At 41.4% G+C, this 16,916-nt stretch carries 21 protein-coding genes and 1 other RNA gene; 10 read left to right on the top strand and 12 right to left on the bottom strand.

The genetic code is table 11. From position 1 onward, the window contains the following. Positions 1 to 39 precede the first annotated feature (39 nt). The 3 genes from OC538_RS03330 to OC538_RS03320 all read right to left on the bottom strand — a co-directional run bounded on the left by OC538_RS03330 (position 40) and on the right by OC538_RS03320 (position 1,047). Positions 40 to 330, bottom strand: coding sequence for a DUF2653 family protein (locus OC538_RS03330; RefSeq protein WP_251694484.1), 291 nt, complete (start codon positions 328 to 330; stop codon positions 40 to 42). Beyond that, positions 318 to 755, bottom strand: a complete 438-nt coding sequence (locus tag OC538_RS03325) for a hypothetical protein (protein ID WP_251694485.1) — start codon at positions 753 to 755, stop codon at positions 318 to 320. The genes OC538_RS03330 and OC538_RS03325 overlap by 13 nt, the downstream gene beginning before the upstream one ends. 136 nt (positions 756 to 891) lie before the next feature. Beyond that, entirely contained in the window at positions 892 to 1,047 is a 156-nt protein-coding gene (locus tag OC538_RS03320; RefSeq protein ID WP_251694486.1) for a DUF1540 domain-containing protein, read from the bottom strand. Between the two features lie 103 nt (positions 1,048 to 1,150). Between OC538_RS03320 and OC538_RS03315 the strand changes: the two genes are divergently transcribed. Further along, entirely contained in the window at positions 1,151 to 2,458 is a 1,308-nt protein-coding gene (locus OC538_RS03315) for an alkaline phosphatase family protein (RefSeq protein ID WP_262173300.1), read from the top strand. Between the two features lie 21 nt (positions 2,459 to 2,479). Here OC538_RS03315 and OC538_RS03310 read toward each other — a convergent pair whose 3' ends face one another. After that, positions 2,480 to 3,310, bottom strand: coding sequence for a S1C family serine protease (locus OC538_RS03310; RefSeq protein ID WP_251694488.1), 831 nt, complete (start codon positions 3,308 to 3,310; stop codon positions 2,480 to 2,482). A gap of 127 nt (positions 3,311 to 3,437) precedes the next feature. On the opposite strand from OC538_RS03310, the gene OC538_RS03305 reads away from it, so the two are divergent. After that, the gene (locus OC538_RS03305; protein WP_262173299.1) at positions 3,438 to 3,740 is read left to right on the top strand and encodes a YunC family protein; all 303 of its coding nucleotides are present in this window, start codon (positions 3,438 to 3,440) and stop codon (positions 3,738 to 3,740) included. Positions 3,741 to 3,786: 46 nt separating this feature from the next. Here OC538_RS03305 and OC538_RS03300 read toward each other — a convergent pair whose 3' ends face one another. Both OC538_RS03300 and ssrS read right to left on the bottom strand, forming a co-directional pair. Continuing rightward, positions 3,787 to 4,002: a hypothetical protein gene (locus tag OC538_RS03300; RefSeq protein WP_262173298.1), complete on the bottom strand. Its 216-nt coding sequence runs from the start codon at positions 4,000 to 4,002 to the stop codon at positions 3,787 to 3,789. Positions 4,003 to 4,153: 151 nt separating this feature from the next. Beyond that, positions 4,154 to 4,347: non-coding RNA, 6S RNA (gene ssrS / locus OC538_RS03295), on the bottom strand. A 137-nt stretch (positions 4,348 to 4,484) separates the two neighbouring features. Here ssrS and cax point away from each other — a divergent pair. Genes cax through OC538_RS03280 form a run of 3 tightly spaced genes read left to right on the top strand, consistent with a single transcriptional unit; the run spans position 4,485 to position 6,587 of the window. Further along, positions 4,485 to 5,537: a calcium/proton exchanger gene (gene cax / locus OC538_RS03290; protein ID WP_251694491.1), complete on the top strand. Its 1,053-nt coding sequence runs from the start codon at positions 4,485 to 4,487 to the stop codon at positions 5,535 to 5,537. Positions 5,538 to 5,592: 55 nt separating this feature from the next. After that, positions 5,593 to 6,036: a DUF948 domain-containing protein gene (locus tag OC538_RS03285; protein ID WP_251694492.1), complete on the top strand. Its 444-nt coding sequence runs from the start codon at positions 5,593 to 5,595 to the stop codon at positions 6,034 to 6,036. Then, positions 6,033 to 6,587 (top strand): DUF948 domain-containing protein, encoded by a 555-nt coding sequence (locus OC538_RS03280; protein WP_251694493.1) that lies wholly within the window; start codon positions 6,033 to 6,035, stop codon positions 6,585 to 6,587. Before OC538_RS03285 ends, OC538_RS03280 begins: the two co-directional genes overlap by 4 nt. 41 nt (positions 6,588 to 6,628) lie before the next feature. Here OC538_RS03280 and OC538_RS03275 read toward each other — a convergent pair whose 3' ends face one another. The 3 genes from OC538_RS03275 to OC538_RS03265 all read right to left on the bottom strand — a co-directional run bounded on the left by OC538_RS03275 (position 6,629) and on the right by OC538_RS03265 (position 7,974). Next, complete coding sequence (locus OC538_RS03275) at positions 6,629 to 7,042, bottom strand: DUF948 domain-containing protein (protein WP_262173295.1); 414 nt, start codon at positions 7,040 to 7,042, stop codon at positions 6,629 to 6,631. A 27-nt stretch (positions 7,043 to 7,069) separates the two neighbouring features. Beyond that, a complete protein-coding gene (locus OC538_RS03270) occupies positions 7,070 to 7,549 on the bottom strand; it encodes a DUF948 domain-containing protein (RefSeq protein ID WP_251694495.1) in 480 nt (159 codons plus the stop codon). Between the two features lie 80 nt (positions 7,550 to 7,629). Beyond that, positions 7,630 to 7,974, bottom strand: a complete 345-nt coding sequence (locus OC538_RS03265) for a DUF3899 domain-containing protein (protein ID WP_251694496.1) — start codon at positions 7,972 to 7,974, stop codon at positions 7,630 to 7,632. Positions 7,975 to 8,232: 258 nt separating this feature from the next. Here OC538_RS03265 and OC538_RS03260 point away from each other — a divergent pair, with 258 nt between their 5' ends. The 5 genes from OC538_RS03260 (at position 8,233) to OC538_RS03240 (ending at position 14,089) form a co-directional block, all read left to right on the top strand. Beyond that, entirely contained in the window at positions 8,233 to 9,954 is a 1,722-nt protein-coding gene (locus OC538_RS03260) for a peptide ABC transporter substrate-binding protein (protein ID WP_251694497.1), read from the top strand. A 167-nt stretch (positions 9,955 to 10,121) separates the two neighbouring features. Then, positions 10,122 to 11,054, top strand: coding sequence for an oligopeptide ABC transporter permease (gene opp3b / locus OC538_RS03255; protein WP_262173292.1), 933 nt, complete (start codon positions 10,122 to 10,124; stop codon positions 11,052 to 11,054). Further along, positions 11,054 to 12,076 carry an oligopeptide ABC transporter permease gene (gene opp3C / locus OC538_RS03250; protein ID WP_262173291.1) on the top strand — a complete coding sequence of 341 codons (1,023 nt, stop codon included), beginning with the start codon at positions 11,054 to 11,056 and terminating at the stop codon, positions 12,074 to 12,076. Before opp3b ends, opp3C begins: the two co-directional genes overlap by 1 nt. Positions 12,077 to 12,092: 16 nt before the next feature. Beyond that, complete coding sequence (locus OC538_RS03245; protein WP_251694499.1) at positions 12,093 to 13,157, top strand: ABC transporter ATP-binding protein; 1,065 nt, start codon at positions 12,093 to 12,095, stop codon at positions 13,155 to 13,157. Beyond that, positions 13,157 to 14,089, top strand: coding sequence for an ABC transporter ATP-binding protein (locus OC538_RS03240; protein WP_251695272.1), 933 nt, complete (start codon positions 13,157 to 13,159; stop codon positions 14,087 to 14,089). The genes OC538_RS03245 and OC538_RS03240 overlap by 1 nt, the downstream gene beginning before the upstream one ends. Positions 14,090 to 14,152: 63 nt before the next feature. Here the strand turns inward: OC538_RS03240 and OC538_RS03235 are convergent, their stop codons facing one another. From OC538_RS03235 to OC538_RS03225, 3 genes are all read right to left on the bottom strand, one after another. Continuing rightward, entirely contained in the window at positions 14,153 to 15,448 is a 1,296-nt protein-coding gene (locus tag OC538_RS03235; RefSeq protein ID WP_262173290.1) for an OFA family MFS transporter, read from the bottom strand. 209 nt (positions 15,449 to 15,657) lie between these two features. Further along, complete coding sequence (gene fdhD / locus OC538_RS03230) at positions 15,658 to 16,446, bottom strand: formate dehydrogenase accessory sulfurtransferase FdhD (RefSeq protein WP_262173288.1); 789 nt, start codon at positions 16,444 to 16,446, stop codon at positions 15,658 to 15,660. Between the two features lie 13 nt (positions 16,447 to 16,459). Continuing rightward, complete coding sequence (locus OC538_RS03225) at positions 16,460 to 16,807, bottom strand: DUF2294 domain-containing protein (RefSeq protein WP_262173287.1); 348 nt, start codon at positions 16,805 to 16,807, stop codon at positions 16,460 to 16,462. Between the last annotated feature and the right edge of the window lie 109 nt (positions 16,808 to 16,916).

The following is a 16,916-nucleotide window of genomic DNA, read 5'->3' as shown; positions in this document are numbered from 1 at the left end:
AGGCGGGTAATCACCCTCCTGGCCGAAAGTCAGATCCTATCATTGAATTGTTGCAATAATACCTTCTTCTCTGTCCAATAACAATTTGATACCCGCTGCATAAGGATCTCCGTTTAAAACTTCTTCAATCCAATAACGGATTGCCTGGATGATGTCGAATGAACCGAGGACTTGTATTTGACCGTTATATTCCAGTTCTGCGGAAAAGCCTTCATCATCGTCGTAGACAAGCTCGACTTCGATTTCTTCCGGGGGAATTTTATGTTTTTGTGAATGATCAATGCAAATTGCATTTACAATATCCTGTTCGGACATCATTAATTCTGCCATGGATTAGCTTTCTCTCTTCTTGCTTTAAGGAGAGAGAAAACTCTCCGAATTAAGCTAATGATGAAGATTATTGCCAACATATTGATCAGAAAACCTAATACTGAACCTAATATGCCCATATTGGCGAAAAGACTTCCAAATAGAAGACCTGCAATCCCACCGACAAATAACCCGCGCATGAGACCTCCGGAGAAGAACCCGCCTTTTGAAGATTGGCTATTAGGAGATTTGGCAAAGGATGTATCGTCTTCCTGCTTCTTATCCACTTTCGGTTTTGATATGTTGTTCTGACTAGGGTTAAAGCTTTTCTTGCCTGATTTATATCTTTTCGCTTCAACAGTAGTAGCATGATCATTCAGTATAAAGCTACCGATTGGTGACATGACTATTGTCAAAGCAAGTAACGCAGATAGTAATTTCTTCAATCCATAAACCTCCATCAATATGTAAAATTCATCACTGTACAATTATAAGTAAAAAGTATATTGATGGCAAACAATCGGTTGTTTCGGTTTTAGGAAGAATGCAGATCATATTTGATCATGCATTCTTCCCATTCACTTACTCCTCTGGTTTAAACGTTTTGCAATTAGTATCTTCACTATCGTCTGCCTGATCACCGATTTCACTGACGACGTATATGACTTCGGCATGACAATTATTTCCTTCTCCCCAATATGTGCAGTTATTCACTTCACATAATATTTTCTGAGTCATCCTATCACCTCCGTATCCGTAGCCTTCCACCAAATCCACGAATAATGCTTACCTGTATTTGAGCATTGTAAGTGATAAAATGACATAAAGAGGAGGGGTTTTATTGAAGCGTCTAACTGATCATCTAATCGTCATATCTTTCGACTGTTTATCCTCTTTGGATATGCCTTTACTGGAAACATTGCCGAACTTCCGGAAGCTATTATCAGGAGCAGCCAAATGCAAACAAGTCAATACGATATATCCATCTGTTACTTACTCATGCCATACATCGATAATTACTGGAAATTACCCGATTCAACACCGAATAACAACGAATACATTGCTGCAACCGGGTAAAAAATCGCCGGATTGGTATTGGCAAAGAAGAAATATAAAAGGTACGACATTATTTGATGAGGCAAAGAAGGCTGGTATGAAAACGGCGGCTTTGCTATGGCCGGTCACTGCCAGGGCTAACATTGATTTTCATATACCAGAAATCTTCGCTAACCGGCCTTGGCATTCCCAAGTTGTAGTATCACTTGTCAACGGCAGTTTGCTTTATACGATCCGCATGAATCAGCTCTATGGGCATATGCGAAAGGGGATTCAGCAACCGTGGCTCGATGATTTTGTTACAGCCGCTGCAGTACATACCATTACGTCAAAGAAACCCGATCTACTACTAATCCATTTAGTCGATCTCGATTTCCAAAGGCACATCCATGGATTTGCTTCAAAGGAGGCAGATGAGGCTTTACGCCGACATGATGAAAGATTAGGTGATGTCTTTCAGGCATTAGAAGAGAGTGGAATCGCCGAAAAATCGACCATCGTCGCTCTTGGTGATCATAGTTCCATTGATATATCGAAGGTGATCAAGTTAAATGTTTTATTGGAAGAAAGCGGGCTCATCAAAGTGAATAAAAAAGGACAAGTGAAAAGTTGGAGGGCGTTTTGCAAAAGTAATGATGGGTCGGCGTACATTTATTTGAATGATCCTGAAGATAGACATGCCGAAGAAAAAGTTCAAGCAATTTTGCATTCGATGATGAGGAATCCGGAAAATGGTATAGAGTTCGTTTTATCAGGAAAGGAAGCAAGTGAGACAGGAGCAGATAACGAAGCTGATTTCATGCTTGAAGCACGTGCAGGTTTTTATTTCACAGAAGAGCTCGATGGGGAAGCGTTTAGTGAAATTACTGAGGAAGATCTCGCAGTTGGTAGATATTCAAAGGCGGTACACGGGTATTCACCACTTAAGCCGGATTATGAGACTGTATTTATCGCTAAAGGGAGCGGGATAACTCCTGATGTTGAAATTCCAACTATGAGCTTGGTCGATGAAGGACCTACGTTTGCTAGAATTTTAGGACTAGATTTAGGAGAAACGGATGGAAGAATTTTGCATGAAATTCTCGAAAGCTGAGAATACCCGGAAATGGTTGATTCATTCCCGGGTTTCTTCTTCGTCTGAGAGATTTTCATGTAGCAATGATACAGGAATAAACAAACCGACCTTGCCATGTTCCTTATGATCCATTGTAGCAAAAATGATACCGATAACTTTTCCGTCTTCATTTAATACAGGGCTCCCGCTATTTCCTCGATAGACAGGTGCTTTGATCATCATTACTTCATCTGACCAACCGGTAAGCTTTATCGGTGCCAAAATGGAACCTTCATTTGCAATCCCTTTGAAGCTTAGTGGATTTCCGATAAAGGTAAGTGGGTCATTATTGTCCATCTTGCTGGAATGATCTATTTCGAGGAAGGGAAGCTCGCTGCCGTGTACTTCAAGTACCGCCACATCAATAGTTGGAAAGGTTTCTTTTACGGTAGCTTCATATCTTCCGTCATCAGGGAAAACAACCGATACCGATCGGTTTTCTTCCACGACATGATAGTTGGTGAGGATGGTTCCATCGCTTGAAACGGAGAAGCCAGTTCCTTTACCATCTTCAGTTACGACAACGACTACGGATTTTTTAAACTCTGCGATATCCTCACTTTTGGATAATGAAGCAGACGTCATTAGAAAATCAATTGCCGGAATCGAAAAGATCTGAAAAAGTCCTGCGAATGTGCTAAGAAAGAGCATAATTGATAGCAGCCAGATGAACGACTTCGGGATTTCTTTCTTTGGAATCGCATCATCCTGCTGTTGCATTAAGGCTTCCTGTTGTGCCTGCAAAACAAGTAGATGCATTTCTTCTTCGCTCAACTCTTCAGCGTATTGTTCGTCATTTTCCGTATGTTCATCATTCTTTTCAACTGTCATTTGGCGTCACTTCCCCTACTCACATGTTTGTACATTACTACTAGTATAGCAGTGAATCGTGATGTGCATATAATGGCACAAACTAGTAAGGAACTCCATATGTATAGAGGTGAAAGGGGAGACCAGCTTGGTAACATTGACACCAATACTTATCGGAGGGTATCCGTTTACAGCAGTAACTGTCCGTTTGCCGAAAACAACCTTATTGACCGTGTCGAATGAAAAAGGCTATATCATGTGCGGCGCCTTGGATGTAGGACTGCTGAATAATGTTTTAGCAGATCGTAAAATAGTCGCCGGAAGGGCTGTCGGGGTAAAAACAATTGAGCAATTACTGAAAGCGCCGCTTGAATCGGTTACATTAGAAGCAGAGGCACTAGGTATTCACACTGGAATGATTGGAGGAGAAGCATTGTTGAAAATGCGCTAATGATAAAAAGCCCCGTATCGCGAATGCGATACGGGGCTTTTTATCATTAGCGGTTGTCGTTACGGTTGTTGCGGTTGTTTCTGTCGTTGTTGTTGTTGTTGTTGTTGTTGTTGTTGTTATTTCTGTCGTTACGGTTGTTGTTGTTGTTGTTGTTGTTTAAGAAATCATCGGCAAATTCTGTGTTTCTGTTGTTGTTGTTGTTGTTGTTTCTGTCGTTGCGGTTGTTCTGGTTATTGTCTCGGTTTTGGCGATTTTCTGGCATGTGTAAGACATCTCCTTCAGATTTTTTGTTAAGTGAAATGAATTCACTTACATGATGTATGATGTCCCTTCAACATAAAAATATCCGTTTCCTTTTTTTTGTCTAAGTAAAAACCATCACCCAATATGGATGATGGTTGTCGTTAGATATAATAAAAGCCGCCTTTGCCGTATCGTTAATCATGAAAGTTTTAAACCACCACTCCTCAAAGTGGGTGTTCGCAAGGACGATCCTGTCCGTCCTGATTGATAATGAATCAGGCATACCATTCCAGTCCCGATATAAAACTCCCTTTTACAGCTTAAAGGTTAAAACTTAATGTGAATACGAACAATGCAGCTTATGTATTTATATTACACGTTAATTTGAAAAATATCAATGAAAATATATTCCAGTCATTTTTCCGTCGGAATGTTATCTGTTTGTTTCAGTCGGTTACAGGGAAAGATATGGAGGAATTCCATTGAAGGAGAGTGATTCCGGTGAATCGAATATTTACTCTGCTTGTGTTCATCGGTGTACCGCTAATCATTATTGGTTCGATTATGGACTGGCCGGATATTCCGATATTCATCATTAGTTGTGTTAGCATCATCGCGCTTGCAGGATTTATTGGGAGAGCTACAGAAAGCCTTGCGATTGTTAGCGGTCCGAGAGTCGGCGGATTATTAAACGCAACATTCGGCAATGCTGTCGAATTGATCATTTCCATTTTTACACTGAAAGCAGGCTTAATAGGGATTGTATTAGCCTCTTTAACCGGATCGGTTCTTGGGAATCTTTTACTCGTACTGGGCGTGTCGTTTTTTGCAGGAGGCATTAAATTCAAAACGCAAAAATTCGGTATCCACGACGCTAGGTACAATTCGGGATTACTGATCTTCGCGGTCATTGTAGCGTTTGTCATTCCTGAGATATTCACACAAACAATGGATCAGACGAATACAATTTCGTTAAGTATTGGCATTTCCATCATATTGATCACTTTATATCTTGCGGGCCTGTTTTTCAAGCTTGTTACTCACAGAGGCGTTTTTTCATCGGCAGATACAGAGAGGCAAGAAGAGGAGACTCCTGAATGGACTAGAAAGAAATCCATTGTCATATTGCTGTTATCTACAATTGCCGTGGCTTATGTTTCTGAACAGCTCGTACATACATTCGAGACGCTTGGGGAGAAGTTCGGTTGGTCTGAGTTGTTTATCGGTGTTATTATCGTGGCGATTGTCGGGAATGCGGCAGAGCATTTTTCCGCCATTACAATGGCAATGAAGAACAGGATGGACGTAGCAGTGGAAATTGCGGTCGGCTCAACTTTGCAAGTTGCAATGTTTGTTGCTCCGATACTTGTATTAATATCTCTGATGATGCCCGAATCAATGCCACTCGTTTTTACTATACCTGAACTCGTCGCCATGGTCACTGCTACATTTCTTGTCATCAACCTCTCGAACGACGGCGAGTCCAACTGGTTTGAAGGCCTGACATTGCTAGCCGCTTATCTGATTATCGGCATAGGGTTTTATCTATTATAATAGAAGATGCTTACCAACGAACTAAAAGTGGTATAGACGGACAGGGAGGGATGACATGATGTTAGTTCAAATCGGCGTTTTTTTAATAGCAATTTCCTTTGCCATTTTTGCGATCGCTCTGTCGAAATTGCTTCTTCGCGCATCATCAGGCGTCAAGGCAATCCGGACTGCCACAGGAGAAATGGAGTCCAAATTGGACGGAACACTTCAAGCACTCGAGGGGACATTAGACGAAACGAATAGAACGATTTCGGATATGGACGGAAAATTGAATGCACTTAACAGTGTATTTCTATCTGTGGAGAAATTTGGTGGTGCGGCCAACATAGTAGGTGAGGAATTGAATGAATTGACCGAAACGTATGTTGAAAAAGCAGACATGAGTGGTGTAAAACCGTTTATCCGGACTATCCAAAGCGCCGAATTTGCAAAAATATTACTGGAATCATGGAAGCGCGGACGGAGTTTATCTGAAACTAGGAAGGAGAGAGCATATTGAGTTTAACCGGGATTGGTGTTTTATTAATAGGAATAGCATTTCTTATACTATCCATATATCTTGCCAGGGTGCTTAAAAATACGGCTTCCATTTTGGAAGGTGTTGGCCGCACCGTCGATCATTTGCCAAATCAGCTTGATGATGTCTTACATGAAACAGGAAAGATGATACAAAATTCCAATGATACGTTAGCGGATGTGAATGAAAAGCTAGGAACGTTGACACCACTCTTCCAGATCGTAGGAGATGTAGGGGAATCGACGAGAAAACTTGCATCATCCGCGAATGACATTGCAGGAGCCGTCAAAAAGAAGGCGCAATCGGTCGACGAGGAAACGCGCAATAAACGGCTGGATGGATTATATGGAGCATCTGCACTTGTCTATTATGTCATTCGAAACAGCAGGAATCATAAAAAAGACTATATGCTGAGGCCATCTCCATCTTCATTATATATATCTGGTGAACAGCGAGTGTTTGACATCGATAGGATGAAAGAGGAAGCGAAAGAGGCTGCAAGGGAAGGGAAGTACGTAATCAGTGACAAGTAAAAGCGATGGAGGATCAATTATCCTCCATCGCTATTTTATCTTTATTTTTTATTTCCTCTGAGAAAGAAGATGAACGAAAGTATGCCATAGATACCTTCGTACTTTTCACGAGTAGTAAAATCTGAGGCTTTACTCGTTTTATCCTTCAATGCATTCATTTTTTCAATGGCACTAAGGGTGAGTTTTCGTGTCGCAGTGCCTGTATCCCCGATAATATGGAAGAAAGGGCTGACCTCTTTCACTTGTTCATTGACAGTAGCGATTGTCGCATTACCCAATTGCATCACTTCGGCTGTTTGTTTAGAAAGGTCATCTACCATTCGAGGCAGACGATCTGTCGTCTGTTTCAACCCGTCCAATGCATCGGACATTTTACGTAAAGGTTTGATTAGAAAACATGTGAGTGTCAAGAATGCAATGCCTATGAGTAAAACCCCAATACCGAGCCAGTCCATATTCATCACCTCCGTATGTACTCTTCTTTATGTTCCTTCCACTTTTTGTGGTGAAGGGAGCTGCTTCATCTTTTGCTGGTCGTTAGAATCTTGCTTCAGTTTTTCGGATTTGAATTTGAAGTAAACCCTGGAAGCCCCTTCCGTCAATGCTGTCAACTTCTCCATCAATTCAAGATGTTTTGGATTTGGTGAAGCGATTTGCTGTGAAATTGACTGGAACGAACGTTTAAGATTTTCGGAAGATTTTTCGATGTGCTGGGCTGATTGTGCAACGCTTTCCATGCTTTGAACCTTGCTTTCCACATCAGCAGCAATTCTGTTGGTTCTTGCCATCAGTTGTTCGGATTTCGTTGTGATGCCACTAATCTTATTTTCCATCCTTGCAATTGTTTCGGATACTTCACTCATTGTCGTTTTTACATTCCGTAGAGCGACGATGAAGAAGATGGCAATCAGTAACAAGGATACAGCTGCTATGATTGCACTACTATAAAGAAGAATCTCCATTCTACTATCAACTCCATTCCATTGCTTTTGCATTTACCTATTCGGTACCACTCTTTCCAATCGAATAAACCTTAGACGAATCAGAATGAATAGAAGAATAAAGCGGCAAGCATACATAGAATGATTGGCAATCCCGAACGGAAGAAGAAAGACGGTTTCATCGATATGACTTCAGAGGGTGGGCGCATGGATACTAATTCACTTTGGACATGTTTAGGGGAAAGTACCTTTTTCATACTTGTAGAAAAGAAATCAAAAAAGCCGGACTGTAACACTGAAACAAGGATTCCAATGAAGAGAAACAAGGATCCTAGGTAGAATGAAACATTAATATAATCTAGAATTGTCAGCTTCTTATAAAATATTAACACAAGTACCAATATTAATAATTGGTTTACAATAATGTTCAAAACAATTTTCTTCATATTCCAACCTCTTTTTTCTCGTTTATATTATTTATTATTTATGTATATTATATCATTCGGCGAAAGAATGCAATTTAAGGAAAAGTCACTCATTACAAGCTTCCAAGGGTATGTAAGTAGAATAATATGATTTGTGTATCACTTATAATTATGTTGTTTCAGAAAAAAACATAAAAAAAGACTTTGACTTAAGATGTTTTGAATGTATAATAAAAAGTGATAATTCTTCAGACAATTACAAAAGGGGAGGTCAAAGATTTGAAAACTAACAAATGGCTTTTGCTAGTCGCTTTATCACTAGTGCTCAGCTTAGTTCTTGCTGCTTGTGGAAACAAGGACAAGGATGAAGACAAAACTGCTGCACCTGATAAAGAAGACGAAAAAGCAACAGAACAACCAACAGAAGAAGCCGGCGAGCCGGACGCAGAACAAGTTGTGAACTTGATAGAATCTGCAGCAATTCCATCTGTTGACTCCGCAATCGTGGAAGATGCAGTAGGATTCAATGTATTGAACAACGTAAATGAAGGGTTGTACCGTTTAAACCTTGAAAACATTGCAGAACCGGCAATGGCAGCAGAGGAAGCAGAAGTAAGTGAGGATGGTCTAACGTACACATTCAAACTTCGTGATGCAAAATGGTCCGACGGAACACCTGTAACTGCGCATGATTTCGTATTTGCATGGCAACGTGCAATCGATCCTGCAACCGGATCACCTTATGGTCCGTTCATGATGTCTGGAGTTATCAAAAATGCAACAGCAATCAGTGAAGAGAAAATGGAGAAGTCGGAACTTGGCGTAGTTGCCGAAGACGACAAAACATTGGTCGTAACATTGGAACGCCCAGTGCCTTACTTCTTATCACTAATGTCATTCGGAACATTCTACCCTCAAAAAGAGGAATTCGTTACATCTAAAGGCGATGCATATGCAACGAACTCAGATAACTTGCTTTACAACGGTCCTTTCGTTCTTACTGAGTGGGATGGAACTGGAGATAGCTGGGTATACAAAAAGAACGAACATTACTGGGATGCAGAGAACGTAAAACTTGAAACTATCAACGTAGATGTAGTTAAAGATTCTGCAACTGCAGTTAAACTTTACAACGATGGAAAGAAAGACCGCGCAGGAGTTTCAGGAGACTTGGCTCTTCAATATGGAACTCATGAAGAAGCTGTAAACGAGTCGGACACTGCTGTGTTCTACTTCAAATTTAACCAAGAGCGCAATGGTGAAAAAACACCGCTTGCAAACGTTAATATCCGTAAAGCACTAGCAAAATCTTTTGAGAAAGAAGATTTGGCTGACGTTGTTCTTGCAAACGGATCAACTGCTGCAAACTTCTTAGTACCAAGAGACTTCGCATACGATGAAAGCGGAACAGACTTCCGTGACATCAGCGGAGACCACCTTGTATACAATGTGGAAGAAGCTAAAGAATACTGGGCAAAAGGATTGGAAGAACTAGGTGTATCTGAATTGGAATTTGAAATCCTAGGCGGAGACACTGAACTGTCCAAGAAGATGAATGAGTATTTCAAAGCACAACTTGAAGGCAACCTAGAAGGATTGACAATCAAGTTGAAAGAAGTTCCATTTGCAGTACGTTTGGAGCTTGATGGAAACCAAGACTACGATATCCAAGTTTCTGGATGGGGTCCTGACTTCCAAGATCCAATTTCATTCATGGATTTGTTCGTTACAGATGGCACTAACAACTTGATGTCCTTCTCGAACAAAGAGTACGATGAGTTGATTGAAGCTACTAAAGATGAGCTTGCATTAGATCCTGCAGCACGTTACGAAGCATTTGCGAAGGCTGAAAAAATCCTTCTCGAAGACGAAGCTGCAATCGCACCAATCTACCAACGTGGTTTGATCCAACTTCAAAAGCCGTACTTCAAAGGACTTGGAATTCATCCTTTCGGAGCTGATCACAGCTACAAATGGGCTTATATCTCTGGTAAAGAGTAAGTAAGCATTGGCAGTTTAATTAGAAATGAGAGTATATGGCGGAAAATCCATATACTCTCTTTTTACTAACAGGAAATAAAGTGAAAGTTTGTAAGTGTTTTCATTTTGAAAAGAAATTGATTATTCAATTTGACATAAATCAAACTCACGTACTTTGGAGGTGCAACGTGGTTAAGTATATTGGAAAACGACTCGTTTACATGTTCCTTACGATGTTCCTGATCGCTACTGCAACGTTTTTCTTAATGCAAACGCTACCAGGTTCACCGATTGCTTCTTACAACAAGCTGAACGAAACGCAACGGGCAATTGTGGAAAAGAAATACGGCATCGATAAACCGAAGCCTGTTCAATACGCTATTTATATGAAAAACCTGGCCAAAGGAGATTTGGGAACATCTTTCGTATTTAAAGGGAAGAGTGTTAACGACCTATTGGCTACGAGAGTGAAACCTTCCTTCATATTGGGAGCGCAGGCGATGGTATTTGGAACAATCATAGGGATTTTGTTAGGAATGCTCGCCGCCTTGAAGCAGAATACAATATGGGATTACGGTAGCACGTTCTTTGCGATATTAGGGGTATCGATACCTTCTTTCGTATTCGCTTCATTGCTGCAGTATTGGGTAGCTTCTCAATGGCATTTGTTGCCGGTCGGTCTATGGAACGATGGTTGGAAATCAAGTATTCTACCATCCATCGCATTGGCGATGGGACCGCTTGCATTATCTGCACGTTTCATCCGTACTGAAATGATTGAAGTGCTGAGCTCCGATTATATTACGTTAGCAAAAGCGAAAGGTGCGAACGGTTTTGAAATCGCGTTTAAACATGCATTCAGAAACGCGCTAATTCCTCTCGTTACAGTATTAGGGCCGGTAGCAGCCGGTATTGTAACCGGTTCCTTAGTTGTAGAACAGATCTTTGCGATTCCAGGAATCGGGGAGCAGTTCGTATCTTCCATCATGACGAATGACTTTGCAACAATCATGGGTACGACACTATTCTTCTCTGCATTGTTGATATTCATTATCTTCATTGTGGACCTTCTGTACGGAATCATTGATCCGCGAATCCGGTTGTCTGGAGGTAAAGGTTAATGCGAAAAGATGAACTTCAACAATTGCCGCCGGAAAAATTCGAGCGCATTACAATTGATAGCAGTAGGGCTGAACGGATTACTAAACCAAGTTTAAGTTTTTGGCAAGATGCTTGGCTGAGGCTGCGAAAAAATAAAGCGGCCATCGTCAGCATGGTCATCCTAATCTTACTTATCATCATGGCTTTGATAGGACCGCATCTAAATGGTCATGATGGCGAAACACAAATACTACGACACGCTAACTTACCGCCAAAAATTCCCGGCGTTGAGAATTTGGGGATATTTGACGGCATGGGTCAATTAAGCGGCGAGAAAGTAAATTTGTATGAAATTAAAAAAGTGGATGAGTATTATTGGTTCGGAACTGATGGACTTGGTAGAGACTTGTTCACCCGCGTTTGGGAAGGAACTCAAATTTCTTTATTGATCGCATTCGTTGCTGCGGCAATCGATGTGGTCATCGGGGTCCTTTATGGAGGTATATCAGGTTATTTCGGCGGCCGTGTCGACGATGTCATGCAACGGATTGTCGAAATATTGATTGGTATCCCAACACTTATTATCGTAATCTTGATGCTATTAATAATGGAGCCGGGTTTAACCGCCATTATCATTGCGATATCGATTACAGGGTGGATTGGCATGTCCCGTATCGTACGTGCCCAAACCTTGAAATATAGAGGGCAAGAATTTGTACTTGCATCACGTACATTAGGAGCAAGCGACAAGCGAATAATCGGGAAACATTTATTGCCGAATATTATGGGGATTATCATCATTAATACAATGTTCACAATACCGACTGCTATTTTCTTTGAAGCGTTCTTAAGCTTTATCGGGCTTGGTCTGCAGCCACCTAACGCTTCATTAGGTACATTGATCAATGATGGCTACAAAGTGATGGAACACCAGCCGTATTTCCTATTGTTCCCAGCCGTGATCATCAGTGTCTTGATGATTGCTTTTAACTTGATCGGTGACGGACTGCGCGATGCGCTTGACCCGAAAATGAAAGATTGATTGGAGGAAAGCCAAGATGGAAAAAATATTGCAAGTAAAAGACTTGGAGCTTTCCTTCCACACGTTCGCCGGTGAAGTGAAAGCAATCCGAGGAGTCAGCTTTGATTTGATCAAAGGAGAAACATTAGCCATTGTCGGTGAGTCGGGTTCCGGTAAATCGGTGACAACGAAATCGATAATGCGCTTGTTGCCCGAGTCGAGCTCTGAATTTAAAAATGGGGAAATTCTTTTTAATGGAAATGACTTGACGAAACTTTCTGATGGTCAAATGCAGAAAATCAGAGGGAAAGAGATTTCAATGATTTTCCAGGATCCGATGACTTCGTTGAATCCGACAATGACAATCGGCAAGCAGGTTATGGAGCCGATTTTAAAGCACCAAAAAGTTAGCAAGGCAAAAGCGAAGGAAGTTTGCATTGACTTATTGCGCATGGTAGGTATACCAAATCCGGAAACGCGAATTAAAATGTACCCGCATCAATTTTCTGGCGGACAAAGACAGCGGATCGTCATTGCGATAGCACTCGCTTGTAATCCGAAAGTATTGATTGCGGATGAACCGACGACTGCACTTGATGTTACGATACAGGCACAAATCCTTGAATTGATGAAGGACATTCAGAAAAAAGTCGATACGTCGATTATTTTCATTACACACGACCTCGGTGTTGTTGCAAACGTGGCAGACCGAGTGGCTGTCATGTATGGCGGGCGGATTGTGGAAGTGGGAACAGTGGATGAGATATTCTACAACCCGCAGCATCCATATACTTGGGGACTTCTCAGCTCGATGCCGTCTATGGATTTGGCTGATGAAAAGCTCTATGCGATTCCAGGCACTCCGCCTGATCTGTTGAATCCTCCTGTTGGAGATGCATTTGCACTAAGAAGTGAATATGCATTGCAAATTGATATGGAGCAAGCCCCGCCGATGTTCAAAGTTAGCGACACACATTATGCAGCGACTTGGCTGCTTCATCCGAATGCACCGCAAGTCGATCCTCCTAAGACGATTATCGAGAGGATGAAGACGTTCCGGGGAAGCAGATACTATGAACAAACGACTGGAGGTGATGCATGATGGTGGAGAAATTGCTTGAAGTGAAAAACTTGAAACAATATTTTAATGCCGGTAAACCATCCGAAGTCCGGGCAATCGACGATATCAGCTTTGATATATATCGTGGAGAGACATTTGGCCTGGTCGGGGAATCGGGCTGCGGAAAATCGACAACTGGCAGGACAATCATTCGTCTTTATGATGCCACCGACGGAGAAGTCCTTTACGACGGGATTAGTGTACATGAGAAAAAATCAAAATCCGAAGTGAAGGCTTTGAATCGGAAGATGCAAATGATTTTCCAAGATCCATATGCATCATTGAATCCGCGAATGAAAGTCCTGGATATTATCGCTGAAGGACTGGATGTTCACGGATTGGCTAAAAATCCGAAAGAACGGAAGCAGAAGGTTGTGGAGTTGCTGGAAACAGTAGGCTTGAATAAAGAGCATGCCGATCGATATCCGCATGAATTCTCGGGAGGTCAGCGTCAACGGATTGGAATTGCGCGAGCGCTCGCCGTCAATCCGGAGTTCATCATTGCTGATGAACCGATTTCCGCGCTTGACGTTTCCATTCAAGCCCAAGTGGTCAACTTGCTGAAAGACTTGCAGAAGGAAAAGGGATTGACATATTTATTCATCGCGCATGACCTATCTATGGTGAAGTACATTTCGGATCGGATTGGCGTCATGTATTTCGGGAAGCTTGTTGAAATGGCTCCTGCGGATGAATTATACAAAAATCCGTTGCACCCTTACACAAAATCATTGCTATCTGCGATTCCGCTTCCGGACCCGATTTACGAACGGTCACGGGTAAGACATCCGTACGATCCTAAACAACATAATTACGGACCCGATGAAAAAGTGGAATTCCGTGAAGTAACACCTGGTCATTTCGTACTTTGCTCCGAAAAAGAGTTTAAAGAAATGAAGGCCCAAGCTAACTAATAAGATAAACCGCTATCCACATCGAAAAATATGATGTGGATGGCGGTTTTCTCATTTTTAATATTAGACGCTCTTCACCGTTTGTACTGTATTTACATTTTTCGGACCATGCTGTTCAGCTCTTACCTTTTTGATATCCAATTGAATTAAAATCGAAATAACCAATGCAACTCCAAACAGTCCCGCGAAAAAGAGTAAACTACTTTCATAACTTCCAGTCGTGTCTTTCATCCAAGCAGCAAACATAGGTCCGGCAATTCCCGCTGCCGCCCAGGCTGTTAATATATATCCATGAATTGCGCCAAGTTGTTTTGTTCCGAAAATATCACCGATATACGCAGGTATGCATGAGAAACCTCCGCCGTAGCAAGTATAAATCACAGCGAGCATTACTTGGAACAGTATGGCGTTAGTTGTAAAAGGTAGAAGGGCAAATAACACTACCTGAATAACAAAAAATACTGTGTACGTATGTCTTCGACCGATATAATCGGAAATGGATGCCCATCCTAACCGTCCGAATCCATTAAAGAGTCCGAGGACTCCAACGAGTGCAGCAGCCTGTATTGTAGTCATGCCAATACTTTCTATGGCAAGAGGCTTGGCAGCAGACAAGATGGCGATTCCGCAAGTGACATTCAGGAAAAGCATCATCCATAAATAATAAAATCGTTTTGTCTTGATAGCTTCGTTCGCTGTCAATTGTGCTAAGTCCACTTTCGCTTCGACTTTTCCGGATTCCAACTTTTTTATATAACCCGCTGGAGCCCAACCTTCCTCAGGTTTCTCAAGATAAAGTGAAGAGGTGATCATGATAATTAAATAAGATGCTCCTAGGATATAGAATGTGTTTTGAAGGCCAACAGAAGTGATGAGCGCTTCCATTATGGGACTGCTGATTGCAGCTGCAAAGCCGAACCCCATTATTGCCATTCCTGTTGCAAGACCACGCCGATCCGGGAACCATTTCACAAGTGTGGAAACTGGGGCAATATATCCTACACCCAGCCCAATTCCGCCTAGTACCCCATAAAAAAAGTACAACAGTGTAAGCGAGGATATGCTTACGGCGAAACCAGCACCCATAACACCTACTCCGAAGAAAGTTGCCGCAAGTATCCCAGCTTTACGTGGACCATGTTTTTCAACGAAGTGACCAAGGAATGCAGCAGACAGGCCCAAGAATAAAATTGCGATACTAAACGTCAATTGCACTTGGCTTGTCGACCATCCGAATTGGTCGATCAGCGGGTTTGTAAAGTTGCTCCATGCATACACGGAGCCGATCGAAATGTGAATCCCAACGGCGGAGGCGGCAATCAACCATCTGTTCTTTGTTTTCTTCGATCCTACTTTCACTTTTCACATCTCCCTTTGATAATAAAGTAATACGACAAAGGAATCTTCCTCTCGTTTTTCAAAGTAATTTCAAATAGGAAATGAAAGCCCTTTCATTTTGTTTGAAGATTCGAAAAAAGAGATACATATTTTGTCATATTCCCGTCATGATATCATCATCTTTTGGGTTTGTCACTAAATATTATATTTAGTCTAAAAATATCGAAAAGTCATAGTTTGATTCTTTCTGGGTGCGTATACACATTGAATGATTGGCCTCTTATGAATCCGACTGCGGTTATTCCTAATTCATCAGCAAGATTTACTGCTAGTTCTGTCGGAGCGGATTTAGAAAGAACGACTTCACAGCCGATTTTTGCGACTTTTAATAATATCTCCGAAGATATCCTACCGCTAAAGACAATCACCTTGTCTTTAACAGTAATTTCGTTTTTAAAACAATATCCATAAATTTTATCAAGCGCATTATGCCGTCCTATATCCATTCTAGTCAGCATGAAATCTTGCGAATCGCAAAGAGCAGCAATATGCACTCCGCCCGTTTGTTGAAACAGATCAGCTTTCTGATCCATCTTTTCCATCAACGAAAAACAATGCTGAGGTGTCAATACGACATCCCTTTGCAACATGCGTTTAGCTGTGAGTGCGTCATTGGCAAAGACAAATCCTTGTCGGCTCATCCCGCAACACGATGTAATATACCTTTTGTTTTGGAGCTGTTCAAAAAAAGGAAATGTTCTTCTTGTATGTACATGGATTAAGCCCAATTCTTCCTCCAACCGGATCTCCTGGATATCTGAGTAATCGATAATAATTCGTTCGGACGCAAGGAATCCGATTACCATATCCTCGATATACTCGGGCGTACAGACGATAGTTACTAATTCTTTACCGTTTAATTTAATTGTAATCGGGAATTCAGTTGCGACCTCATCTGTCTTTTGTTCGAATGCACCGTTGGCAAATCGCAAAATGGCCCGTTTTTGAATGCGATTCATAATGGTTCTCCTTTCATTGATCAATAATCCTATCGAACAAGAATACAGAAACAGCAATATCGTCCTCCAATTTGATGTCTGAGAATAGATGGATGAATTTAGCGCCAACTACCTCCTCAAGACCTTCTGGAGGTGAGACAGCATATACTTCTTGTATCATTCTTGTCCTGGCCATATGGACCATCTCTTTGCCATCATTTGTGCCTGCGATGAATTTTTCGGTAGGTGTCAAATTCCCGTAAAGTGTCGAGATTGCCATATTGTCGACAAATATTGTGGTAATCCTTTCTGGACCCTTGCCGAAGAGGTCTTTTCTCAGCTTCCTGATAATATCATTGAATTCATGGATTTTTTTTGACACTCCTATACACTCCTTTTGAAAAATAAGAATTATCTTTCAATAACCCATAAAAGACATTGTATAATAATTGCATATAATCTATAATACTAGTAAGAATGATATCGGGGTA

Source organism: Saccharococcus sp. Marseille-Q5394 (genome assembly GCF_946901335.1).
Classification (GTDB): domain Bacteria; phylum Bacillota; class Bacilli; order Bacillales_A; family Planococcaceae; genus Sporosarcina; species Sporosarcina luteola_C.
Note: the sequence above shows the minus strand (reverse complement) of the source record. Positions and strands in the feature narration are given on the sequence as shown.

Excerpts from the sequence above, each read along its gene's own strand:
- OC538_RS03330 (WP_251694484.1), bottom strand. The coding sequence starts at position 330 with ATGGCAGAATTAATGATGTCCGAACAGGATATTGTAAATGCAATTTGC.
- OC538_RS03320 (WP_251694486.1), bottom strand. The coding sequence starts at position 1,047 with ATGACTCAGAAAATATTATGTGAAGTGAATAACTGCACATATTGGGGA.
- OC538_RS03310 (WP_251694488.1), bottom strand. The coding sequence starts at position 3,310 with ATGACAGTTGAAAAGAATGATGAACATACGGAAAATGACGAACAATAC.
- OC538_RS03300 (WP_262173298.1), bottom strand. The coding sequence starts at position 4,002 with ATGCCAGAAAATCGCCAAAACCGAGACAATAACCAGAACAACCGCAAC.
- OC538_RS03285 (WP_251694492.1), top strand. The coding sequence starts at position 5,593 with ATGATGTTAGTTCAAATCGGCGTTTTTTTAATAGCAATTTCCTTTGCC.
- OC538_RS03275 (WP_262173295.1), bottom strand. The coding sequence starts at position 7,042 with ATGGACTGGCTCGGTATTGGGGTTTTACTCATAGGCATTGCATTCTTG.
- OC538_RS03270 (WP_251694495.1), bottom strand. The coding sequence starts at position 7,549 with ATGGAGATTCTTCTTTATAGTAGTGCAATCATAGCAGCTGTATCCTTG.
- OC538_RS03265 (WP_251694496.1), bottom strand. The coding sequence starts at position 7,974 with ATGAAGAAAATTGTTTTGAACATTATTGTAAACCAATTATTAATATTG.
- opp3C (WP_262173291.1), top strand. The coding sequence starts at position 11,054 with ATGCGAAAAGATGAACTTCAACAATTGCCGCCGGAAAAATTCGAGCGC.
- OC538_RS03245 (WP_251694499.1), top strand. The coding sequence starts at position 12,093 with ATGGAAAAAATATTGCAAGTAAAAGACTTGGAGCTTTCCTTCCACACG.
- OC538_RS03240 (WP_251695272.1), top strand. The coding sequence starts at position 13,157 with ATGGTGGAGAAATTGCTTGAAGTGAAAAACTTGAAACAATATTTTAAT.
- fdhD (WP_262173288.1), bottom strand. The coding sequence starts at position 16,446 with ATGAATCGCATTCAAAAACGGGCCATTTTGCGATTTGCCAACGGTGCA.